Origin of the sequence: Lysinibacillus sp., assembly GCF_032093475.1 — a bacterium.
Taxonomy (GTDB): Bacteria; Bacillota; Bacilli; order Bacillales_A; family Planococcaceae; genus Lysinibacillus; species Lysinibacillus irui.
Map to the genome: position 1 here is coordinate 1 of NZ_DAMDAY010000011.1, position 24,885 is coordinate 24,885.

Consider the following 24,885-nt stretch of genomic DNA (forward strand, 5'->3'; position numbering starts at 1 on the left):
ACCTTCATGTTCAATCGGATTTTGTGTGGCCATAACAAAAAACGGCTGATTTATCATCAATGTTGTTCCGTCAATTGTAACAGAGGCCTCCTCCATACCCTCTAACAAGGCGGACTGTGTTTTTGGCGACGTACGGTTTATTTCATCCGCTAAGACAACATCCCCCATAATTGGTCCAGGACGAAATTCAAACTCCATAGTCTTTGGATTATAAATAGAAACACCAACTACATCTGATGGCAATAAATCTGGCGTAAATTGAATTCGCTTAAATTGTGCATCAAAAGATTTTGCAAGTGCTCGCACCATCATTGTCTTTCCGACCCCAGGAACATCTTCCAATAATACATGGCCCCTCGCTAATAATGCGACAATACCGAGCTCAGCAACCTCTCTTTTACCAATCATTACTTTTTCTATATTTTCCAAAACATCTTGTATTTGAGAATTCATAAATCAAAAAACCTCCCATTCCGTCAGACAATTGCGAGAATTGTACGATAACTTATCTAAGCATATCGAAATTTGGCTAGTAAAACAATTATCTGAAACTTCTACCTATAGCTATTAAAGAAGGCTTGTTTGAATGTCATCAAACAAGCCTAGTTCTTATTATATAACGTTCTTCACAATTAGAATGTTACAATTTTAATCTTTTTAACCATATTTTTCACAATTAGATTACAAAAAAAAACTCCCCACATCAGAAAATGTAGGGAGAGCCATTTTTAAATAGATGAGCGGTAACTATTGAGTCTCTTCTTTTGCTTACTTAAACGACTTAGTTTTAAGGCTGTTTCATTTAATTCGTGACGTATTTGCAAATCACACGCACTATCCATATGAATAGGCGCAACATGTTGAAGTTGTCTCTGTTGAGTTGGTGTAGCCATTGTATTGTGCTTCTTCTCTTTATTTCTTTGCAAACTATGTCTAAATTGCTTTTGTGGATTCCCTCCAAAATTGTGGCTTAAATCACCAGCATGTAAATATTGAGTTTCCTGTCGAAAAACACTACTTGTCGTTGCACTTATTCTAGAAGTCCTCATAAAAAGTTACCCTCCTCTACATTTTATTATCCTTATAGGTAATTATATCGACATTATATGCTGTTAATGAACAGTATAGAACCAAATTAAATAAAAAAAGAGAGAAAAGAGCTATTTTTAAAAGTGATAAACACTTTTTCATAACCCTTTTCTCTCATCTTACTTCCAAAAATCATCAAATATCGTAATTGGCATATGACGTTTATGTTGAGAACGTAAATAATAGCCCTCTAATAGCTTGCGTGATTCTTCTGGAATTTCTTTACCCTCTAAATAATCATCAATTTGATCATACGTTACACCAAGCGCCACTTCATCTGGTAATGATGGTCGATTTTCCTCTAAATCTGCTGTTGGTACCTTTTTATAAAGATGCTCTGGACAATTTAGTTCTGCTAACAACTGTTTTCCTTGGCGTTTATTCAATCGAAAGATTGGCATTAAGTCTGCTCCGCCATCACCAAACTTTGTGTAAAAGCCTGTGATAGCTTCGGCAGCATGATCCGTCCCTAAGACAACTGCACCATTCATTGCAGCAATTGAATACTGCACCTTCATACGTTCACGAGCTTTTTCGTTCCCTTTTACAAAGTCATTTAGCTCAACACCTGCATTTGCTAGGGCGATCACACTTGCATCTACAGCCTCTTTTATATTCACTGTGTACGTTTTCGTTGGTTTTATATAATCAATGGCATCTTGGCAATCTTGTTCATCTGCTTGCACGCCATATGGTAAACGAACGGCAAAAAATGAATACTTCATTTCTCCTGCCTCTGCATTTAATTCATCAATCGCCAACTGCGCTAGCTTCCCAGTTAAAGTTGAGTCTTGACCGCCAGAAATACCAAGAACAAACCCTTTCACAAAGTTATAACGTTTTGCATATTCCTTTAAAAAATCAATGGATTTACGTATTTCCTCCTGAACATTAATAGTAGGTAATACACGCAGCTCCTCAATAATTTTTTGCTGTAAAGTCATCGTACCGTTCACTCCTTCTTTTACATTCGCTTTACCATATTGTGTACTTCTTCAATATTTCGCATCTTATTATCCCAACATTTTTGACTGAGATCGACTGGATATTCTTCAGGATTCATCGCACGTTTATATTCATCCCACAGCAATTCTAAATTTTCAGCAGCATAGTCACGCATTGCCTCTAAAGTAGGATTTTGATAGTGGATTGTCCCATTTTCAATGACATGCTGATGAAGATTTTTCGCTTCAAAATTTGTGACAAACTTTGATACAAATGTATGGATTGGATGGAACATTTTAATGCGTTCCTCTGCTTGAGGATTTTCATCTTGCATCGTGATGTAATCCCCTTCTGCCTTCCCATTCTTTTTATCAATAATTCGGTAAACATTTTTTAGTCCAGGCGTTGATACTTTTTCAGCATTGGCCGAGATTTTAATTGTATCCTCTAGCTGCCCTTCACTATTTTCAATAGCAACCATTTTATAAACCGCACCTAATGCAGGTTGATCGTAAGCTGTAATAAGTTTTGTACCTATTCCCCAAACATCTACTTTTGCACCTTGAGCTTTTAAATTTAAGATTGTATATTCATCTAAATCGTTTGAAACAATGATTTTAGCATCTTGGAAGCCAGCAGCATCCAACATCCGACGAGCTTCTTTTGATAAAAACGCAATATCTCCACTATCTAAACGTATGCCAATAAAATTAATTTTGTCTCCTAGTTCTTTCGCAACTTTTATAGCGGTTGGCACCCCAGATTTCAACGTATTGTAAGTATCTACCAAAAAGACACAATCTCGATGACGTTTAGCATACGCATGGAATGCATCATAGTCATTTTTATAAGCTTGTACTAATGCATGCGCATGTGTACCTGAGACAGGAATATTAAAAAGTTTACCCGCTCGAACATTACTAGTGGAAGCAAAACCTCCGATAAACGCTGCACGCGTTCCCCAAATGGCCGCATCCATTTCCTGTGCACGCCTTGTTCCAAATTCCATAGCCACTTCATTTTTGATAATTTGCTTAATTCGACTCGCCTTTGTTGCAATTAATGTTTGGTAGTTAACAATATTAAGCAATGCTGTTTCAATTAGTTGAGCTTCCACTAACGGAGCTTCAATTCGAACAATTGGTTCATTAGCAAAAACAAGCTCTCCTTCTACCATGGAATACATATCCCCTGTGAATCGAACATTCTTCAAATAGTCAATAAAGTCCTCTTTATAGCCTACTTCCTCACGTAAATACGCAATATCGGATTCACTAAAATGAAAATCACGAAGATAATCAAGCATTCGCTCTAATCCAGCAAATACGGCATAACCATTACCAAAAGGTAATTTCCTAAAATATAATTCAAAAACCGCTTTCTTATTATGTATGCCATCCGCCCAGTAGGATTCTGCCATATTTATTTGATATAAGTCTGTGTGTAGCGCTAAGCTATCATCTGCATAGTTTGATCTCACATAAACCCCTTCTTCCGCTTTGATAATTAGTCCTAGTATACACTATATACCCAAATTCTTGCGCCTTACATTTCTTCAACCCGATGTCAGCTTTCCTAACATAAATAGTCAGAAAATTTAGAACTGTACACATTTTAGACACAAATTTTAGTACCGCTTTCATTCCCTTTATAAAAACCTTTTTTGAAAAATAGTTCGATACCAGAAATATATCATGTTATATAACATTACATGTATTCTAAAAAAACAATTGCACTGTTTTTCATACCGTTTTAACATGTAAATTAAATTTACGCAAGGAGCTGGTAGACATGAAAAAAATTGAAGCAATCATTCGGCCTGAAGTTTTTGGGGCAGTTCGGGACGGACTTGCACAGGAAGGAATTGCTGGTTTAAGTGTTTCTGAAATCGCTGGCTGCGGTCGTCAGCTCGGTAGAACAGGGCTATTTCGCGGCAATACGTATGAAATAGAATTTTCACCTAAATTAAAGTTAGAAATGATTGTAGACGATGGAAAAGTTGATGCCATCGTAGAGATTTTGTTGCATGAGGCAGCAACTGGCAAGGTTGGTGATGGAAAAATATTCATTTATCCTGTAGAACAAGCAATTCGCATCCGAACAAAAGAAGTCGGTTCGGTTGCAGTAGAATAAAGGGGGCGATATAGATGGATGAAGTACTCTTATCTGTTAATTTAATTTGGGTGATGCTAGGCACAATTTTAGTATTCTTTATGCATGCAGGATTTGCCATGGTTGAGGCAGGATTTACTCGTTCTAAAAATGCAGTTAATATTATCATGAAGAATTTCCTTACTATTTCAATCGGCGGCATCGTCTATTTTTTATGTGGCTACGCCATAATGTTTGGCGACACATTAGGTGGTATTTTCGGCACTAGCGGCTTCGCCTTAAATGGGGTCGACGATCTTTCTTTCTTTATTTTCCAAACTATGTTTGCCGCAACAGGAGCAACTATATTATCTGGTGCTGTTGCAGAACGTACGAATATTTTCGCTTATATCGGAGTTATTATACTCATGTCTTTAGTTGTCTACCCTGTTGTAGGTCACTGGGTTTGGAGTGGTCAAGGCTGGTTAACAGATTTAGGCTTTATTGATTTTGCCGGATCTACGGTTGTTCACTTAACAGGGGCTGTCGCAGCATTTGTCGCAGCCGTTATGGTAGGACCACGACTTGGTAAATATGAAAATGGTCGGGTAAATGTTATTACAGGGCACAGTATTCCATTAGGCGCTTTAGGCGTATTTCTACTTTGGTTTGGTTGGTTTGGTTTTAATGGGGCATCTACTTTAGCCGCAGATCCTGAACTAGTTCCCAATGTCATTGCCAATACATTCTTTGCCGCAGCAGCTGGCGTAGCTGCTACCGCATTCTATACGAAATTTCGTTACGGACATATTGATGGTTCCCTTACATTAAACGGTGCATTAGCAGGTCTTGTAGGGATTACAGCTGGTGCTGCAAATGTTAGTATTATAGGTTCCCTTATTATTGGCCTTGTAGCAGCTCCATTCCTTGTTGAAGGTGTACGTTTCCTAGAGTGGAAGCTAAAAGTAGATGATCCCGTTGGAGCAATTGCTGTTCATGGGATATGTGGGATTTGGGGAACACTAGCCGTTGGATTATTTGACATCGGTGGTCAAGGCCTATTTTATGGTGGTGGATTTGGTCTGCTAGGTATCCAAGCAATCGGTATCATCGCAACCATTGCCTGGGTTAGCGTATCTGTGGCAGTTGGCCTTTTAATTATCAAAGCATTTATTCCATTACGCGTAACGGCTGAAGAAGAAATTGCTGGCTTAGATGTAATGGAACACGGTGCTCCAGCTTACGAATTCCAGGATATATTTAAAAGCTCCGCGGTTCGAGGGGAAACCTTCGCCCACCGTTTAACACACTTTGGTAAAACACAGCAAAACCATGTAAAAGAAGAACAACACGTATAACTAGGGAAATCTGCCGCCTTTTCTTAAAGTAATGGGGGCAGATTTATATATATATTTGTCTATCGAAAGTTATCTCTTTTTTTGCTCGAGGTAGAGAGATGTGATCATACTTTTGCCGAAAGTGCTCTTAACCACTGTTAAAGTGATCATTTCTTTGCCGAAAGCGCTCCTAACCTCGATCCAAGTGATCATTCCCACTATCGATTCACTTAAGCTTTCTCTAAATCAAGTAAAAACTTCTTCATCTCTAGGCCACTGCGAAAACCAGTTAATTGACCATTTTTGCCAATGACACGATGACACGGAATAATAGCTAGAATTGGATTTGCTCCAATTGCACTGCCTACAGCTCTCACCGCTTTCGGATTACCAATACGCTGTGCGATATTCCCATACGATGTCGTTGTTCCATAGGGTAATTCTTTAAGAGCATCCCAAACCGCTAATTGAAAAGGCGTTCCTTTTACATGAATGGGTAGGTCAAATTCAGTTAGTCCCTTGTTAAAAAAAGCTATTAGTTGTTCTTTATACGGTTGTAATTTTTCTTGGTTCTCTTCAAAATTGTATCCTTTAAATCGTTTTTTTGCCCACTCTTCAACCTCTTCAAATGAAGCATTGGGCGTTCCTATATAAACAATACCTATATCTGAAGCTACAATATACATTTCTCCTTGTGCATACGTCACTGTATCAAAATACAATATTCCCATTTCCTAATCTCCCCAACTTTCTTTATTTAAACTGCAACTTCAGTCATTTCATGCTACAGTTATTTTACTGACTATAGCAAAGGAGTTTAATTGATGAACACGCTATACGAGCCTGCCATTCATTTTCAACAAGTTCACTTTTCAGTAAATGACAAATTGATATTAAAGTCAATTACTGGGTCATTTCCTAAAGGCCAAATTACTACCCTTGTCGGTCCCTCTGGGGCGGGTAAAACAACTTTATTAAAATTATGTAATGGCCTTCTTTCTCCAACAAATGGACACATACTAATTGATAATCAGCACATCTCTACCTATGAGCCTACAACCTTAAGAAGACATGTAGGTATTGCTTTACAGGCAGCTCCTATGATAACGGGCACTGTACTAGAAAATCTTGCAATCCCACGAACATTGCAAGGACAAAAACTATCACAACAGGAGGCCATCCAATTTTTACAGGATGTCGGTTTAGATGAAAGCTTCCTCCACCAATCAGCCAGCGAATTATCGGGAGGCCAACGTCAAAAGGTCTCGATCGCAAGAACACTAATCAATCAGTCCTCTATTTTGTTATTAGATGAAATAACATCTGCACTGGATCGTCAATCAGTACAGGAAATTGAAAAGCTGATCGCTACAATAAATAAAAAATACAATGTTACGATGATTTGGATTACACATAATTTACAACAAGCATTAACAATTGGGCATTACACATGGGTCATGATGGATGGAGAATTAATCGAAACTGGTAAAAGCGCTTTACTCAAAGCCCCAACAAATCCACGCGTAGCAGAATTTGTACAGGGGGTAAGCAAATGACCTATACAGCTTTATTACTATCTTTGATTTTTGTATGTATCCCCCTTCTATTATCCAAAACATTAAAATTAGGACTTGAAAGAGATACACTTATCGCAACATTTCGCTCTATCGTTCAATTGCTTGCGGTCGGTTATATTTTAAAGTTTATCTTCGAGGCCAACAGCTATATCTATATTTTTCTCATGGTAGCTTTAATGATTATAGTCGCTACGTTAAATGCACGAAAAAAAGGAGCAGGCATTAAGGGGATCACCTGGAAAATAGCACTTACACTAGTGATGATCGAAATAGTGACACAAGGCGTTTTGCTTGGCTTTAAAATTGTTCCGGCAACTGCCCAATATATAATCCCTATTAGTGGCATGTTAATTGGTAATTCAATGGTGCTATCCATTTTATTTTTAAATCGATTCACTGCTGAAATTACTAGTCATAAGGATCAAATGGAATTGATTTTATCATTAGGAGGGTCACCAAAGCAGGCCATACATCGACAGCTGATCAATGCTATTAAGGCTAGTATGATTCCTACTATTGAAAGCCAAAAAACTATCGGTTTAGTACAGTTGCCAGGAATGATGAGCGGTCAAATTATAGGCGGAGCAGATCCAATCCAAGCCGTCCAATTTCAACTTTTAATTATTTTCGCTCTACTAACAACAGCTACATTATCCAGCATCATGATTGGCTTTTTAAGCTATCCTGCGTTATTTAATGAACGAATGCAATTACTTGAAATGAAATAATTGTTAGGCTGAATGTAATATAGTTTAAATAATTTATGTTATACTAAGAAGAAAATGCAGTTAGGAGAATGACCATGTTATTACGCGATTTTTTCATCCATTTATCTGAAAACCAACTATTAAATAGTGCTGCAAAGAAATATGGCCTAAAATTAGGAGCACAAAGTGTAGTAGCTGGTACAAATATTGAAGAAACCATTGCAAGCATCAAAGAACTAAATGCACATCATATTTCTTGTACAGTAGATAACCTAGGTGAATTTGTTGCAAATAAAGAAGAAGCTACTGCTGCAAAAGAAAAAATCCTTGCTGTAATCGAAGCTATTCACGAGAATGGTGTTGATGCACATATTTCATTAAAACCATCCCAATTAGGTTTAGATATTGATGTTGATTTTTGTTATGACAACCTGTATGAAATTGTAGAAAAAGCCGCTTCTTATGATATATTTGTTAACTTTGATATGGAAGACTATGGACGTCTGCAAACATCTTTTGATATGGTAGAAGAATTATCAAAAACATTTAATAATGTTGGAACAGTAATCCAGTCTTACTTTTACCGTGCAAAAGACGATATCGAAAAATTCAAAGACTACCGTTTACGCATTGTAAAAGGAGCTTATAAAGAGCCAGTAGAAGTAGCTTACCAAGATAAATTAGATATTGATTTAAACTTTATTGAGTTGATTGAATACCATTTACTTCATGGTAAATTTACATCTATTGCAACACATGATCATAATATCATTGCTCATGTTAAACGATTTGTTGCGGATCACAATATTCCGCTCGATAAATTTGAATTCCAAATGCTATACGGTTTCCGTACAGATATGCAAAAAGAGCTTGCAAAAGAAGGCTATAACTTCTGTGTATACGTTCCATTCGGCGAAGATTGGTACGGCTACTTTATGCGCCGTTTAGCTGAACGACCTCAAAACCTTAACCTTGTAACAAAGCAAGTGTTTACGAAAAAAACGAATACAGTTCTTGCTGTAGCAGCAGGTGCATTCGTTCTTGGTCGTTTAACAAAACGCAAAAAATAATATAGAAAAAGAACCTTGCCGCACCATGCGATAAGGTTCCTTTTTTATTTGTTCCATCCTTTTTCTTTAAAGCGTGCAATAGCCTCAATACGATTACCGACATTTAGTTTTTCTAGAATCGTTGAAATATAATTACGAACCGTACCAGCGGATAAAAACAGCTCTGCGGCAATTTCCTTAGTAGTCTTGCCCTCCGCCACAAGTGTCAGTACCTGGCTTTCCCGTTCTGTTAAAGGATTTTCACTATCATCCTCATAGACAAAATCAACAAGTTCTGGCGCATAAATGCGTTTGCCGTCCATGATGGTACGGATTGCAGTAACTAGTTCCTCAATAGGACTATCCTTTAATAAGTAGCCCCTTACGCCCGCCTTTCTAGCACGCTCAAAGTATCCTGGCCTTGCAAATGTAGTTAAAATAATGACTTTACAATTTGATCCAGTGCTATGCATTTCTTCTGCTGCGTCTAGTCCAGTTTTAACTGGCATTTCAATATCCATAATACAAATATCAGGCTGATGCTCTTCCACAAGCATCAATGCTTCCTCACCATTTTTTGCTAAGCCAACGACCTCCATATCCTCCTCCATACTAAGTAAAGAGCGAAGAGCGCCTAATAGCATCCCCTGATCTTCAGCAATTACAATTCGTATCATGTCACATGCCTCTTTTCTATATGTTCTTCAAATTTTCTTTGACATTTTGATGTGTAATCGTCACTGGAATCGTAACCGTTAATGTAGTACCTTCAACACTTTCAATTTTAAAGGACCCATTAATAAACTCTAAGCGTTCCCGCATCCCATTTAATCCATTACCAGTTTTCCATGCTTGTTTTTTCGTTATTCCTTGTCCATTATCTCGGACTACTAAGTAAACTTCCTTAAAGTTTTGATGAAAAGCAATTTCGCATTTGGTTGCTCCACTATGTTTGACAACATTATTGACTGCCTCTTTTAAGCACATAGATAAAACGTTTTCTACAAGCGGTGGAACTTGCAATGCATTTTTATCGCCCTCAAAGATAAACTCCATTTCTGCCGCCTTTAATATTTGGGAAATACGCATGAGCTCATCTTCAAATTTCGCCGTGCGCATGTCCGAAACCAATTCACGTACCTCTTTTAAGGCGATACTAGCCGTCTGGCGTATATCCTTAATCTCAACTAAAGCTTGCTGTGGGTCACGTTCTATCAGCCTAGAGGCAAGATCACTTTTTAAACCAATCATAGACAATTTTTGACCCAGCGTATCATGTAAATCACGAGCTATCCGTTGACGTTCTTCAAAAACAATTAACTCAGCAATACGTTCATTCGCAGTCTCTAATTGACCTTCCAAGTTTTCACGCTTATTTTTGGAATAAATCGTTAATGGCAATAAGACAACAGCTAAAATGGTCAACACTACAAAGGGTAGCTGTGATAAAAATAAGTGGAGCTCAACAAAAAAGCCTGCTCCTGTAGAAATAACTGTAAACCCTATATGTAGACCATACATAATATAAAAGCCGACCGGTCTTCTTATGTTACCAATAAAAAAGGCTGTGAAAATAGATAGATATACATAACCATATAGAATGGTCATGACTATATTAATGACCATCTCGAAGCTAATCCACATATAAACTAAGCCGCTTTTCGAATTCATGGAAAATCGATAGAAAATAAAATAGAGCATTAAAAATGTAATACCTATTGATATTTCAATGTATGATGATTTTCTAAAAATAAAGAAAAACGGTAGGAAACAAAAAATAATCCATAAATATACGCTGAGCATTGGACTATTCGGAATAATACTATGCCATTTCCTCAACATAATCTCACGCTCTTTCCTACTTTTCCCTTATTATAACAAGAAAATTAATTTTATGCCTGTGCTTTGGATAAGACTCTTCCCTTTACATAAAACAGCCATCTCCCTTGCAGAGATGGCTGTTATCAACTAAGCGGCAATGCTGCCTCTTTCTTTGCGTTTTATAATTTCATTTACTTCTTTAAACGTAACAAATTTACCTTGATCTTCATCATATAGCTTGTAACGTAATGATTCTAAGCTTGTAGCTAAAGTAATCGTTGTCGCCATATGTAATGGCGGTGTTTCATTATGTGCTTTTTCAAGATTATAGTTAGGTACACGAGGGGCTAAGTGATGGACATGATGGAATCCGATATTCCCTGTAACCCATTGTAAAATTTTCGGTAATTTATAATACGAGCTACCCTCAACTGCGGCTTTCACATAATCCCACTCTGAGTTATGTTCAAAGTATGAATCTTCATATGTGTGCTGGATATAAAATAACCAAATTCCTAATGATCCGGCAATAAATAATGTAACACCTTGGACTAATAGAAATGCTTGCCAGCCCATAAAGAAAATTAAAGAGGCACACAATCCGACAATGACAATATTCGTTAACACCGTGTTGAAACGTTCCTTTTTCTTTGCATCCTTACGATTAAAGCGATTTAAGACAAGTACCATATATAAAGGCCCTAACCCAAACATAACAAATGGGTTTCGATAAAAACGATACCATAATCGTTGACCTTTTGAAGCTTGTAAATATTCCTCCACTGTCATCATATCAATATCACCAATACCACGCTTGTCTAGATTCGAGCTTGTTGCATGGTGAATTGTATGTTCACGTTTCCACTTTTCATATGGGAATGATGTTAGTACTCCCGTAAAAAATCCAACCCAGTCGTTTGCCTTTTTACTTTTGAAAAATGAACCATGTGTGCAATCGTGAAAGATAATAAAAGTTCTTACGACGAACCCAGCTGAAATGACACTTAAACCGACAGTTAGCCAAGGTGAAACATCCACTAACAAGTAACCTGCTACCCACAATGCAATTAACGGTACAATTGTATTTATCATTTGAAAAACACTTTTACGCGTATCTGATTTAGCAAATGGCGCTACATCTTGGCGTAACTTTTTCGTTTTTTCTTTAATTGTTGCCATCTTTTACTCCCTCGTTTCCTTTTCCTTATGACCTCATCATAAAATAAGAGTACAAGTGAGAACAGATGCAATCATCATAAAAAGGATATGACATTTGTCATACCCTTTATCATTTCGGTCCAACCAAATGGAGTTGATAAAACACAAGGTCTAGCCATTGTTCAAACTTATAACCTGCATTTCTGATTGTTCCTGCATATTCAAAGCCTAATTTTTCATGTGCCTTTATACTACCAATATTTTCACCATCTATACCTGCTACAAGCGTTTTCACACCATTCTCTTGTGCAAATGCTATGAGCCTGTGCATAAGCTTTGTGGCAATCCCTTTTTGATAATGCTCTTTATGCACGTAAACAGAGTGCTCCATTGTATATTGGTAACCGGGATATGGACGGAATTGACTGTAGGTAGCAAAGCCAGCGATCATCCCATTTTCCTCGAAAACAAGCAAAGGATTTCCTAGTGCCTGCTGCTCCTTAAACCACTGTATTTTTTCATCCAAAGATTGTATTTCATATCGATAGACTGCCTTGCTTGTTAAAATAATATCATTATAGATGTCCAAAACTTCAGGTATATCTTGTTCTTCCATGAATCGAATCATGTTGCTCACTTCCTTAACGAAATTGGTCACACATTCAATGTTTAAAAATAATCATCAGCAGAATGTTATTATATTACACCCTTAAACATTAAAATAGCGAGCATCAGGATGAGCAAAAACAATCGCAGATACAGATGCTTCCGGCTCCATCATAAATCCTTCAGTTAAATGAACACCAATATCTTCAGGCTTTAATAAGCCAAACAGCTTCTCTTGATCTTCCAAGTTAGGGCAGGCAGGGTAACCGAAAGAAAAACGTTGCCCTTGATATTTTGCTGCAAACCGATCTCTCATCGTGAAATCTGTCGCGTCAGGGAAGCCCCATTGGTCACGAATTTCTTGATGCATACGTTCAGCAAAGCCCTCTGCTAATTCTAGTGCAGTCGATTGTAGTGCATGGCTTTCGAGGAATTTACCGTCCTCTTTTAACTGGCGTGCTGTAGCCATCACTCCTTTTCCTGCAGTTACTACCATGAGTGCAATATAGTCCATTTCACCGCTTTCTACTGTTTTTAAGAAGTCAGCAAGACATAAAAATGGTTCTACCTGCTGGCGCGGGAAAGTAAAACGTTCAATTTCTGTTTTACTATCAGCAGGATCATAAACAACGACATCATCCCCATCCGCTTGGGCAGGGAAAAATTGATACAAACCTGAAGGCTTTAATAAATCACCTTTCAAATAATTATCTACTAATTCTTTTAGCTCTGTAGCTCTAGAATCTCCCGCTTCAAGCAGTTGATGAACTTGACCTTTCAAGCCTAAATGATGTCCTAGCAATGTCCGCATATTAACATATGGATATAAATGTGATACAGCATATTCTTTTTTTACATGGCGACGTAAATCTGCTGGTAAATATACAGCTGCTTCTTTGACTGTTCGTGCAGGTTTTATCGTTACCTCTTTTACAGGACGAGCACCTCGTTTTTCATCTGCCTCTAAACGTTTTTGGCGAGATTCTGCGATTTCAGCTAAGAAATTGGCACGTGTCCCCTCTCCCATTAAAAGATTGGCCTGCTCTAGGCCTTGCATTGCATCTTTTGAATAAATTACAGGACCATCATATTCATCTGCTATTTTTGTTTCAGTAAAGCGTCGAGAAAGTGCCGCTCCACCCACTAAAATAGGTACATCAATACCTGCCTCTTTGAAATCTTGAGCAGTAATGACCATCTGTTGCGCTGATTTTACTAGCAAACCCGATAATCCGATAAAGTCTGGTTTTTCCTTGCGAATGGCTTCAATTAATTGGGCAGGGGTTACTTTAATGCCTAGATCTACAACCTTATAGCCATTATTACTTAATATAATATCCACAAGGTTCTTCCCAATATCGTGCACATCTCCTTTGACGGTAGCAAGTACCATTTTCCCTTTCCCAGCACTCTCTTCATTCTTCTCCATGAATTGCTCTAAATGGGCAACGGCAGCCTTCATCACACCCGCTGATTGTAAAACCTCTGCTACAATGAGTTGATTATCATTAAATAATCGACCTACCTCAGCCATACCTTCCATTAAAGGACCATTAATGATATCAAGAGGTGTCTCAAAGATTTCACGGGCTGCATCTAAATCCTCTATTAGTCCTTCCTTCGTACCCTCTAGAATATAGTAAGCTAAACGACCCTCAACCGTTTTTGGTATATCGGCTTCCGTTTTTTCCTTCTTTTTGTCACGATAGAAGTCTGTGAATACGGCTAAGGTTTCATCATTTGTATTAAACAGCAAGTCATTAGCTAGCTTTATTTCCTCTTCAGGAATGGAAGCATATCGCTCTAGCTTCTCTGTATTAACAATAGCGTAATCCAAACCAGCAATTGTACAATGATAGAGATACACAGCATTCAGTACTTCTCGGCCCACTGGCGGTAAGCCAAACGAGATATTACTTACACCTAGAACTGTTAATGTTTGCGGCATTTTTTCTTTGATTAGTCGAATCCCTTCAATGGTTTCGAGAGCAGATCCAATATACTGCTCATCTCCAGTTCCTACTGGGAACATCAATGGGTCAAAAATAATATCTTCTGGTGCAATACCCCATTTTTCAGTTAAAAGTTGATAGGAACGTTCAGCAATTTCAAGCTTACGATGACGATCAACCGCCATACCTTTTTCATCAATTGTACCAACAACTAATGACGCACCGTATTTTTTCACAAGTGGTAATACGGCATCAAATCGCTCCTCGCCATCTTCCAGATTAATAGAGTTAATGATGGCTTTCCCTTGCGAAAATTTTAGCGCCTCCTCGATGACTTTTTCATCTGTTGAGTCAATCACAAGAGGAACCTTCACTTTTTTCACAACCTCCTGCATAAAGCCACGCATATCTTCTAATTCATCACGATCTGGGTTTGCTAAACAAATATCAATAACATGGGCACCATTTTTAACTTGCGCACGTGCAATCTCTGCTGCTTCCTCAAACTTTCCATCAATGATTAAATTTTTAAATTTTCGGGAGCCGATAACATTCGTTCTTTCTCCAATAAATAATGGACGCATGGAATCGTCATACAATAATGGTTCGATACCAGATACCGCATGACCATGCGTTTTTTCTGGTAATTGTCGTGGTTTTTCACCTTTTAAAACTTCACGAATAGCTGCAATATGTGCTGGAGTTGTTCCACAGCAACCACCTACAATATTAAGCCAACCCTTTTCTGCAAAGCCTTTTAATTTTTGCGATAAAGATTCTGGCGATTCATGGTAACAGCCTTCTTCATCAGGTAAGCCAGCATTTGGATAACAACTTATATAGCCTGTTGAAAGCTCTGCTAATGAACGAATATGATCCGTCATAAACTCTGGTCCTGTCGCACAGTTTAAGCCAACTGATAATGGTTTAATATGCTCAATAGATATATAAAAGGCATCAATCGTTTGTCCTGCGAGTGTCGTACCCATCGGTTCAATTGTTCCTGAAATCATAACGGGAAGTTCCTTGCCAGTTGCCGCGAAAGCACGTGTTACCCCTAATGTGCCGGCTTTAACATTCAGCATATCCTGACTTGTTTCCAATAACAGCACATCTGCTCCTGCCTCAATTAAGGCCTTCGCTTGGATAAAGAAATTTTCCTCGAGCTCATCAAATGTAATACCGCCAGTTACGGATAATGTTTTTGTTGTTGGTCCCATAGCTCCAGCTACAAATCGCGGCCAATCCGATGTTGTAAATTTATCCACCGCTTGGCGAGCAATTTCAACTGCACGTTTATTAATCTCTTCCGCTTTTGCACCCAGATCGTATTCATTTAACACAAGAGGAGTTCCACCAAATGTATTCGTACAAATGATATCTGCGCCAGCCTCTAAATATTTAAGATGAATTTTCTCTATAACATCAGGTCTAGTAAGCACAAGATTTTCATTACACCCATCGAGCTCCTCTCCACCAAAATCATCTGCCGATAAGTTTTCATTTTGTAGCATTGTTCCCATTGCGCCATCAAGAATTAAAATACGTTTCTCTAATTGCTCTTCAATCAAGTGCTTAGCCATGTATACTTACTCCTTTTTTTTGTTCATCCAATTGCTCAATATATTTCATCAACTCTAGTGTCACATCATAGCGTAAAAAAGGTGTAATAAGGTAAATACCATTAAAATATTGCGCAGCCACCTCTACTAATTCCCTTGCAATGGCAATACCCTCAGCTGTTGCACGTTCTTTATCTTCACCACAAGCCTTCATTCTTGCTAAGGCATCTTCTGATAATTTGATGCCAGGCACCTCGTGGTGTAAAAACTCTGCACTTTTATAACTCGTAACGGGCATAATCCCAATATATATCGGTGCTTGTAGATGCTTTGTTGCCTCGTAAATTTCCACAATTTTTTCCTTCGTATACACGGGCTGTGAAATAAAATAATCTGCACCATGTTCGATTTTCTTTTCTAAACGTGCCACAGCACGGTCTAACACACGAACGTTTGGATTAAATGCAGCAGCCACTGAAAAATTTGCTTTTTTTCGAAGGGGTTTACCAGAGAAAGAGACCCCTTCATTTAACTGCTTAATTAATTGGATTAGCTCCATCGAGGATACATCATAAACGCTTGTCGCACCTGGGAAGTCCCCAACTTTTGTTGGATCACCCGTAACAGCTAAGACATCATGAATTCCTAAAGCATTTAATCCCATTAAATGTGATTGCAGACCGATTAAATTACGATCTCGACATGTAATATGTGTTAGAGGACGTACGCCATGTGTATTCTTCAACAATGCTCCCATTGCAATATTGCTAATACGAGGAGAGGCTAGAGAATTGTCTGCCATCATGACTACATCTGCGCCAGCATCATACAATTGTTTTGCTCCTACAAGGAATCCATCAATTTCTAAATGTCTAGGTGTATCCAGTTCTACAATGACAGATCGTTCACGTTTTACTTTTTCATGAAGAGGCTCATACTTAGGAGGCTCTGCTTCTCGAACGATCTCAATCTTTTCAGGTTTCGCATGCTTTTCATGAACGGGTGATAACTCCTCTAAATATTTTTTTGCTGCCGCTATATGCTTTGGTGTCGTACCACAGCAGCCCCCAATCAAGCGTACCCCTTGATCACGTAGTTCTACTGCTGCTCGACCAAAATAATCAGCCTCCGATTCATAAACGACACGCCCATCTTCTAAGTCAAGAAGTGAAGCGTTCGGATAAGCTGACATAAATGCCTTTTCAGGAAGTTCTACGCCTTCAAATGCTTGTATTGTATGATGTGGGCCTAGCCGGCAATTGACACCAACGATATCTGCACCAAGTGTTTCTAGCTCATGCAAAGCATTATTTAAAGACATTCCATTTTGTAAAACACCAGGCTCATGCATAGATACTTGTGCAATAAGTGGTAACATTGTTTTTGCACGTAACATTTTTAATGTTGCAGTTAATTCTTCAAAATCATAATAGGTTTCAAGTAAGAGGCCATCTGGATTTCCTGCAAGTAAAACACTTGCTTGTTCCTCTACAGTCGCTAATATTTCCTCTAGTGTTGCATCACTTTTTCGGATACCACGAATACCTCCTATTGTCCCTAAAACAAATTGACCTCCATCTGCAGCTGCTCGCTTAGCAATTGTAATAGCTGCTTCATTAAATTGTTGAACGCGTGATTCTAATCCATAGCGAGCTAATTTGATGGCATTTGCACCGTACGTATTCGTTTGAATGATGTCAGCACCAGCCGCAATATATTCTCTATGAATCTTTTCAATTAACTCTGGTCTCTGCACATTCATTTCCTCATGGCAATATTCCAATCCATAGCCATAAAGAACTGTGCCTATTGCACCATCCGCCGTCAATACATGCGTGTTTAACTTCTCAAGCAATCCCATAAAACTAGCCTCTCTTCCTATGTCTCTGTATAATAAAAAGCCTTCTTTCATAAAAAAGAAGGCTTTAACGATTCAGCATTGTTGTTCCTTCTCATCTTCGACTCAACGGTCTTCTGGATTTAGCACCTGACAATAAGTTGGTTGCTGAAGCTTCAATGGGCCAGTCCCTCTGCTTCTCTTGATAAGAATTAAGTATGAATTTTTTAAATAATTAAAAGAATCATATCGTTTACTGACGAATGAGTCAAGAGTATTTCACGTAACAAAGTAATTTTTAACTTAAAATCTTAGAAACTGGATAGTTCCTCTGCAAGCTCCTCACCAATTTTTTTCCCATTTTGAATGCAAGCTCCGATACCTACACCAAAATATGAACAGCCTGCTATAGCTAAATTTGGATAGTTTTTGTTCAGTTCCTGAAGCAACCCTTGTAACGCTTCTCTGTGAGCTAAGTCGTATTTAGGCATTTGATCAATCCATTTTGTTACATTTACTACGGTTGGATCCTCTTCTATTCCCAAGCTCTTTCGAACATCCTCTAAAGCAACGGTTACCAATTCTTCATCAGTCATGGTACGTAGTTGTTCATACGCTGGGTTAATACTCTTATAGAAGAGTCGTACAAGTAATTTATTGTCTCTCGATGTATGCTTCCATTTACGACTTGTCCAAGTTGCTGCATTACAAGTAACGTTAGAATTATGAGAGACAATATAGCCCGTTCCATCTGCTGGCAATTTCGCGTCTGGTACATCGAAGCCTAAGTATATGGTAATGGCTGACGCAGTAGTAAATTGATTAAAATAACGGTTTAATGATTCATCCTTCATGAGGCTTTGAACAGCTTCATTCGGTAGTGCAAGCACAACATAATCTGCTCCGATATTTTCACCATTTGCTAATGAAATTGTATAGCGGTCTTCCTGTTTTTGAACATGTAAAGTAGCGACACCCTTGATAATTTCAACATTGGTTAATGTTTGCTCAAGTCGATCGATTAAAGAAGTTAAACCATTTTTAAATGATATAAATTTTTTATTGGCAGCTTTAACAAATTGCTCACGGTTCGCATCAAAACCTTTAATGATACTTCCATAATCATTCTTATAATCAATTAAATACGGTAAAGTAGAAGCAATTGAAAGCTGATGTAAATCACCTGAATACACACCTGCTAGAACTGGTGCAATTTGGTTTTTTACTAGTTCCTCTCCTAAATAGTAGGTTAAGAACTCGCCAATTGAACTTTCCTTTGTAAAGCCTTTGTTTGGTAATGTCAAATCCTTTAATGCTTCCTGCTTTCCTTGCTCTGATATTAATGTGCTTTCCTCTAAGGATGCCAAGCTCATTGGAATACCAAATGTAGAATCAGCTGGAATAGCATGTAGTTCATTATTTGTGTAAATATAAGAAATGCCGGTTTCGTTATAAACTAGATTATCTTCAAAATCAAGCTCCTGCACTAGCTCCATAACACCTTTATGGCGAGCGACAATAGAATCAGCACCTGTTTCCATAATAAATCCTTCTTCATATGCCGAATGTAACTTACCACCTAGATATGTATTTTTCTCTACAAGTACTAGACGAACATCTAGATTATTCTCCTTCACTTGACGTTGTAAGTAATGCATTGTGCATAATCCTGTAATTCCGCCACCTAATACAACAACTGTTTTCATATAAACCGCCCCTATTATTAGTTCTTTCTACAGTATAAACCTATTTTCATTGAAAATTGCATTCAACCCTTTACAAATTTAGCAAAAATAGAACTATCCCTTTAGGAGATAGCTCTAGCCAACATATATATTAATAGGTACTATAGTGTTAATTACGCCTAATACATTGTAGTAAATACTAACCGTCTATACTTTTAAATTTTGCGCAAAGGTCGCTAATTTTTCTGCCGAATTCGTTACTTCTGTAAATGATGTCCCTAACTCACCTAATATACCTACGATTGCTTATATTTTTGTTGCCATGCAATCATTTTGTTCTTTTGCTTCAGTCATGGCATCTAGTATACTCGTAAACTGGCCTTCTGTTTGCAACATATTTTCCTCACCAGACGCTACTTCTCCTTGAATATTCGTCAAAGAATACTCTAATTTCTCAGTCCGTTCGCTTGTTTTTTTCAATAACAAAGCAACCGCTGTTACAGATTCTTTTGTTTGAATAGATAACTTTCGAACTTCGTCTGCTACTACACTAAATCCTTTTCCAGCCTCTCCAGCTCGAGCCGCTTCAATAGCTGCATTCAAAGCTAACAGATTAGTTTGATTCGCAATAGTAGTAACAACACTCATGATTGTCTCCATTTCTCTAGACATACCTGATAATTGTTCTATATTTTCTTCAATATCATGAAGTGAATGAATAATATTATGCATATTTTGTGATTGATTTTTTAAACGTTCCCGTCCTGCAAGTGCTTCATTTTCAGCTAAAGTCGATACATCAAGCGATTTTTTGGCCAATTTTTTAATCTCATCAGACTGCTTGCTGAGACAGCAAAAAGAATGATTGGTTTCCTGAGATATTGTGGCAAGCTCTTCAGAAGAACGTACAATTTGTTGTTCAATTGCGACTCTCTCATGCTCCATGCTTTCTTTCATTTCTTCAACAGTATTTTCAAAAGCTTCTAAGACGAGCTGTTGCTCAAAGTTACAAATTTTCGATATAGCTCTTATTGTATTGAACTGATCATAAGGATACTCTATATTTTTTTCAACTAAATCAATAAATGAAATAGATAAATCTTGGAATGCGCAAATATACCATTGTGTTCTTAGTCCAATGTGGACATGTACCTTCGCAATTTTTACACGCCTTAGATAGAACTCCTCATCAATTATTCCATTAAACATTTCGATAATATGCTTCCGTAACGTTACTTTAAGCTTTTCTACAGAACTATGTTGACTAATAATATCTACCAAATGATGCTCTGTTCCTATCATGTTATAAAAGCGGTTTACGATGTGATCTACATTGTCCATAACATATGGCTGGAAAGCCTTTAAATATTGTAAGTCTTGCTCCGTTAAGTTCAGCATTTCAATTTGCTTCGCCATTGATTGGCGATTAGACAAATCCATTTTCACTGTGTATTGCTGTAGATCCAATACCTTCGTCTTTCTCTGTTTTTGAAAAATCACACATCTTCCCTCTTTCATTCTGTTTACTTTCAGCAGGCCGAGAAACATCAAATACCTTTTAACATATTGATAGATTAATGAAAAAATACCTATCCATAACGTCTTGGCATAACCATATACATTTTTCCAAGTTTATTGAAAAAAACTTCCCTTTCAAACACTATGAATGACAAACAGTAGATTTTTGCATATGTACCTTTTCAAAATCACTCATATACCTTAATCATTTTATAATTTGCTGTCAATTTTTAACCACCCAATATTTTACATAAAATGTATAAAAAGTCCCTACAGTAAATTCACTTTAAAAAACAATTAAAAAGCTACCACACTATTAATTGGTAGCTTTTTTTACCCGATTTCTTGATTATTATGCTTATTTTTTTAAAATTTCTTCTGGCACCCTATAAATTTCACTATATTAATAATTTTTACCCTTATAACAACTAAAACTATATACTTACTAAAAGGTTTATTCATATACCAAAAGTTTCATGTTAATCAGATGTATAAATAATTCAAAGACACTATATTTTTTAACACAAAATTTACAAACTTTTAAGTTCCTGTAATATTTCCGAAGCTTCTTTAATGCCTGCATCTGCTGCAAGTCCATACCACTTGATGGCCTCTTTCAGATTTCTAGCTATCCCTTCACCTTTATTGTACATATGCCCTAGCTGTAACTTGGCCTCTGCATCCCCTTGAAGGGCAGCCTGTTTAAACCAATGAATGCCTTTTTCAATATTTCGTATACCTGCAAGCCCATTACTCCATATATACCCCAAATCATAAAAAGCATCTACATGATATTGTTCTGCAGCTCGTTCATACCAAAATAGTGCGCGGTTTACCTCCTTCGTTTGGCCTAGGCGTCCCTCTAAATAAATTCCACCAAGAAGATATTGTGCTTCTACATAACCGGCCTCTGCAGATTGTTTATAGGCATTGAATGCTGCCTCCATATCTACAGTCACGCCTAACCCCTGCTCATATATAATCCCTAGCGTAAACATGGCCTCTGGTACATTCTTTTTAGCAGCATAGTCAAACCATTTTTTTGCTAATGTATAATCCTTCGTTACTCCTTCACCATTAAAGTACATATCCGCTAAATTATTGGCAGCATCCGCATGTCCCTGCATTGACGCCTTTTCATAGTATAAAAAGGCCATCGAATGACTTTCTTCTACTCCAATTCCTTCAAAGTAAAAATTACCTAACATATATTGTGCATCGGCATTCCCTTGAGTCGCAGCTAACTCAAACCATTTCAATGATTTTTCGATCTGAAAATGATTACCTTCCCTAGCATTGTAATATTCACCTAGTTGATACTGTGCATCCGCGTCCTGTTCTTCAACCGCCTCTTTATATAGATCAATCATGACCTCATGATCCAAATCCTCTTCCTCTGAAATAGCAACTTGTTCATTATTTTGGTGGTGGAAGTACCATTCTATAATATCAAGCACGTCATCCACTACTTCTATACGATTTGCTAGCTTTTCTAGCGAGGAAATTTGCCAAACAAGTATATAGATTGACTGTGGTATGGCCTCACGCAACACATCGTCATACTCCGCTAACAATGTTAATACATTCTCCTGCACTGATTGGTATTGTTCTGATTGGACAATTTGTAAATGGCGTTGCTGCTGTTCTTTTAATAGCCTCCTCACTATTTGATACAATATTTTTTGCAAGGCTGCTAGGTTAACTTCAGCGAATGTAAGTAATTTTATATTTTGAGCAAACCATGAATTTTCTGTTTGTATCAGATTTTGTAGAGAATCAATTCGTTCTTTGTTTCGCTTAACTAACATTTGCTCGTACATTATTTTCCTCCCTTGCACGCTCTATCAATTACGTCCAAATTTTTTCGAACTTGCTCGAAAAGCTCACCTTCACAATTACCGCTTCACAATCAGAATAAAAATTGCTGAATCAAGCTAAAAAACTGCCTTACCACTATTATATGGAAGACAGTTGAATTTTGGTTACACATACGCTCTCAATAGCAAGCCTACGAATAGGGTGATGATTAAAAAGACTGTAATGTGTGCCCATTTATACATTTCTAATAAGCCAATAAATTCTCTTGTGAATGCGTTTGGAACATAGTAAAAGGCTGTCTTAGAACCAATTCCTTCCGCATCTAATTTTGCCTTTTTCGCATAAATACTTGCACGAAACACATGAAAATTATTCGTAACAAAAATAGAGCGATATTTTTCACCTTGTGCATGATGGTCCATTACCTTTTTCGAAAAGGACATATTTTGTTCTGTATTAGAGGATTGATCCTCTTTTAGAATCTTGTCAGGGGGAATTTGGTGAATATTAATTAAGTATTGTTTCATAGCAAATGCTTCCGATATCCTTTCATCATTCCCTTGCCCACCTGACACAATGATAAAAGGCCTTTCCCCATACTTTTTATATTGCTTCACCGCCTCATCTAAACGACTTGCTAAAAGAGGGGGCACTCTATCACCAATTAACCCTGAGCCCAGAGCAATTATATAGTTAGGTTCATAGCGTATCGGCGTATAATGATACAATATGGCATATGCTAGGACACTTGTGTATAAAAACATTGTATAGCCAAAAATCAAAAATGCATAGAAGAAAAGAATATGCCAAAGGACATTTTCAATTTCAATAAAAATGACGAAAACATACCATATCATCATCATAACAAAACTTAGCCCTAGAATGGCTAACATTAAATTACGTACTTTACGTCCTTCCTTTTCCAATAATACTTTACTATTGAAAAACATGGCGATTGATAAAATAAACATAATGCTAGGAAAGCTTGCTAATATAATAAATATCCCCATTTCTGAAATAATCCCCTGATCATTTGGCAGCAATAACGGATAATGGATCATAAGTAATCGAATAACATATACACCTATCAAACCAAGAGCTACCACATTGAGAAAGCGCCTTTTTTCTGTTAGGTACAACAGGAAAAATATTGAAATTAATATTATGAATGTTAGTAGCATCACTTCACCCCTTCCTATTACTTCATTTTTACAATCATTGTATCTGTCACTACTTGTTCAAATTTTTTGATAGAGCCCAATTATCTGAAGCGTTTGTTTTATTTTTTAATAAAGTTCATGTAATATTACTATATAAGAAATAGTTTATGACCAAACTCAAAATTATATTGGAGGAATGTAAGTAATGAAAAAAATTCTTGCCGCTCTTTTTGCAGCGACACTGATATTTTCAACGGTTGGTGCAACATTATTCATTTCAGATACACCAACGGCAGAAGCTAAATCCTATAAATCAGGTAAAAAAGGCTTCTCTAACAATAATAATAGCTCGAATATCCAGAAATCACAGGATACTTCTAAAGATCAAAACAATGCAACAACAAATAAATCTAATTCAACATCTACTAATAAAGTGGATACTACTAAAAAAGGTGGCTTTTTCTCAGGAGGTCTGATGAAAGGCTTAATGCTTGGGGGACTTGCTGGTTTATTATTCGGTAGTCTATTTAGTGGTATGGGGTTACTCGGAAATATTTTAGGTTTATTAATTAACGTAGCGGCAATTGTCGTTATTGTGATGCTTGTCATAAAAATTGTGAATATGTTTAAAGATAAAAAGCGTAAAGAGGAAGCACAATGGCACAAATAATTAATGAGCAAGATATTATTAATGCGATTTGTTTATCTCAGGCATATTATAAAAACATCCGCCCAGAAGATGTGCTAGTTGAATTAACATACGATGATGATACAGGCTTCGGTGCTGAGGTTGAAGTAAACGGTCAAATTGAGATGCTCAATACGGCAGCCATGATTGGCGCATTACGTGTTTGGATTAAAGACGTTCTACATGGTGACCCTTTCTCAACAGGAATTGAGCTAGTTTTAGACGATGAAGAAGGCATTATTGCCAAATTATCATAATAAAAATAGCAGTACAATGAATCCTTCA

General features: G+C 37.3%; 22 protein-coding genes and 1 riboswitch. Of the genes, 7 read left to right on the forward strand and 15 right to left on the reverse strand.

Annotated features, from left to right (window positions below; translation table 11 throughout):
- The 4 genes from RT445_RS04550 to RT445_RS04565 form a co-directional block, all read right to left on the reverse strand.
- Window positions 1-453, reverse strand: a 453-nt coding sequence (locus tag RT445_RS04550; RefSeq protein WP_313469904.1) for an AAA family ATPase, incomplete at its 3' end; no start/stop codon positions are given.
- Between the two features lie 275 nt (window positions 454-728).
- On the reverse strand, window positions 729-1,049 hold the full coding sequence (locus tag RT445_RS04555; protein WP_274794609.1) for an NAD synthetase: 321 nt from the start codon (window positions 1,047-1,049) through the stop codon (window positions 729-731).
- A gap of 159 nt (window positions 1,050-1,208) precedes the next feature.
- Complete coding sequence (gene nadE, locus RT445_RS04560; protein WP_274794610.1) at window positions 1,209-2,033, reverse strand: ammonia-dependent NAD(+) synthetase; 825 nt, start codon at window positions 2,031-2,033, stop codon at window positions 1,209-1,211.
- Between the two features lie 20 nt (window positions 2,034-2,053).
- A complete protein-coding gene (locus RT445_RS04565; protein ID WP_274794611.1) occupies window positions 2,054-3,514 on the reverse strand; it encodes a nicotinate phosphoribosyltransferase in 1,461 nt (486 codons plus the stop codon).
- A gap of 311 nt (window positions 3,515-3,825) precedes the next feature.
- Between RT445_RS04565 and RT445_RS04570 the strand changes: the two genes are divergently transcribed.
- Window positions 3,826-4,167, forward strand: coding sequence for a P-II family nitrogen regulator (locus tag RT445_RS04570; protein WP_274794612.1), 342 nt, complete (start codon window positions 3,826-3,828; stop codon window positions 4,165-4,167).
- A 14-nt stretch (window positions 4,168-4,181) separates the two neighbouring features.
- On the forward strand, window positions 4,182-5,483 hold the full coding sequence (locus RT445_RS04575) for an ammonium transporter (protein WP_274794613.1): 1,302 nt from the start codon (window positions 4,182-4,184) through the stop codon (window positions 5,481-5,483).
- A 209-nt stretch (window positions 5,484-5,692) separates the two neighbouring features.
- Here the strand turns inward: RT445_RS04575 and RT445_RS04580 are convergent, their stop codons facing one another.
- Entirely contained in the window at window positions 5,693-6,193 is a 501-nt protein-coding gene (locus RT445_RS04580) for a methylated-DNA--[protein]-cysteine S-methyltransferase (RefSeq protein ID WP_312507155.1), read from the reverse strand.
- A 93-nt stretch (window positions 6,194-6,286) separates the two neighbouring features.
- Here RT445_RS04580 and RT445_RS04585 point away from each other — a divergent pair, with 93 nt between their 5' ends.
- The 3 genes from RT445_RS04585 (at window position 6,287) to RT445_RS04595 (ending at window position 8,816) form a co-directional block, all read left to right on the forward strand.
- A complete protein-coding gene (locus RT445_RS04585; RefSeq protein WP_312507154.1) occupies window positions 6,287-7,018 on the forward strand; it encodes an ABC transporter ATP-binding protein in 732 nt (243 codons plus the stop codon).
- A complete protein-coding gene (locus RT445_RS04590; protein ID WP_274794616.1) occupies window positions 7,015-7,767 on the forward strand; it encodes an ABC transporter permease in 753 nt (250 codons plus the stop codon). Before RT445_RS04585 ends, RT445_RS04590 begins: the two co-directional genes overlap by 4 nt.
- A 74-nt stretch (window positions 7,768-7,841) precedes the next feature.
- Window positions 7,842-8,816, forward strand: a complete 975-nt coding sequence (locus RT445_RS04595) for a proline dehydrogenase family protein (protein ID WP_274794617.1) — start codon at window positions 7,842-7,844, stop codon at window positions 8,814-8,816.
- Between the two features lie 44 nt (window positions 8,817-8,860).
- Here the strand turns inward: RT445_RS04595 and RT445_RS04600 are convergent, their stop codons facing one another.
- From RT445_RS04600 to RT445_RS04645, 10 genes are all read right to left on the reverse strand, one after another.
- Window positions 8,861-9,472: a response regulator transcription factor gene (locus tag RT445_RS04600; protein WP_274794618.1), complete on the reverse strand. Its 612-nt coding sequence runs from the start codon at window positions 9,470-9,472 to the stop codon at window positions 8,861-8,863.
- A 16-nt stretch (window positions 9,473-9,488) separates the two neighbouring features.
- Window positions 9,489-10,637, reverse strand: coding sequence for a sensor histidine kinase (locus tag RT445_RS04605; RefSeq protein WP_429978485.1), 1,149 nt, complete (start codon window positions 10,635-10,637; stop codon window positions 9,489-9,491).
- Window positions 10,638-10,763: 126 nt separating this feature from the next.
- The gene (gene desA, locus RT445_RS04610; protein ID WP_274794619.1) at window positions 10,764-11,795 is read right to left on the reverse strand and encodes a Delta(5) desaturase DesA; all 1,032 of its coding nucleotides are present in this window, start codon (window positions 11,793-11,795) and stop codon (window positions 10,764-10,766) included.
- A 109-nt stretch (window positions 11,796-11,904) separates the two neighbouring features.
- Window positions 11,905-12,402 carry a GNAT family N-acetyltransferase gene (locus RT445_RS04615; RefSeq protein ID WP_312507153.1) on the reverse strand — a complete coding sequence of 166 codons (498 nt, stop codon included), beginning with the start codon at window positions 12,400-12,402 and terminating at the stop codon, window positions 11,905-11,907.
- Between the two features lie 81 nt (window positions 12,403-12,483).
- Complete coding sequence (metH, locus tag RT445_RS04620; protein WP_312507152.1) at window positions 12,484-15,915, reverse strand: methionine synthase; 3,432 nt, start codon at window positions 15,913-15,915, stop codon at window positions 12,484-12,486.
- Complete coding sequence (locus RT445_RS04625; protein ID WP_312507151.1) at window positions 15,908-17,755, reverse strand: bifunctional homocysteine S-methyltransferase/methylenetetrahydrofolate reductase; 1,848 nt, start codon at window positions 17,753-17,755, stop codon at window positions 15,908-15,910. Before RT445_RS04625 ends, metH begins: the two co-directional genes overlap by 8 nt.
- Window positions 17,756-17,843: 88 nt before the next feature.
- Window positions 17,844-17,943, reverse strand: a riboswitch (SAM riboswitch).
- Window positions 17,944-18,042: 99 nt separating this feature from the next.
- On the reverse strand, window positions 18,043-19,437 hold the full coding sequence (locus RT445_RS04630; protein WP_312507150.1) for a protoporphyrinogen oxidase: 1,395 nt from the start codon (window positions 19,435-19,437) through the stop codon (window positions 18,043-18,045).
- Window positions 19,438-19,722: 285 nt separating this feature from the next.
- Complete coding sequence (locus RT445_RS04635) at window positions 19,723-20,916, reverse strand: protoglobin domain-containing protein (RefSeq protein WP_313469909.1); 1,194 nt, start codon at window positions 20,914-20,916, stop codon at window positions 19,723-19,725.
- Window positions 20,917-21,464: 548 nt separating this feature from the next.
- Window positions 21,465-22,754, reverse strand: a complete 1,290-nt coding sequence (locus tag RT445_RS04640; protein WP_274794625.1) for an SEL1-like repeat protein — start codon at window positions 22,752-22,754, stop codon at window positions 21,465-21,467.
- A gap of 162 nt (window positions 22,755-22,916) precedes the next feature.
- A complete protein-coding gene (locus tag RT445_RS04645; protein ID WP_313469911.1) occupies window positions 22,917-23,843 on the reverse strand; it encodes a YdcF family protein in 927 nt (308 codons plus the stop codon).
- A gap of 274 nt (window positions 23,844-24,117) precedes the next feature.
- Between RT445_RS04645 and RT445_RS04650 the strand changes: the two genes are divergently transcribed.
- A complete protein-coding gene (locus RT445_RS04650) occupies window positions 24,118-24,582 on the forward strand; it encodes a hypothetical protein (protein ID WP_274794627.1) in 465 nt (154 codons plus the stop codon).
- On the forward strand, window positions 24,570-24,857 hold the full coding sequence (locus tag RT445_RS04655) for a DUF2653 family protein (protein ID WP_274794628.1): 288 nt from the start codon (window positions 24,570-24,572) through the stop codon (window positions 24,855-24,857). Before RT445_RS04650 ends, RT445_RS04655 begins: the two co-directional genes overlap by 13 nt.
- Window positions 24,858-24,885: the final 28 nt, after the last annotated feature.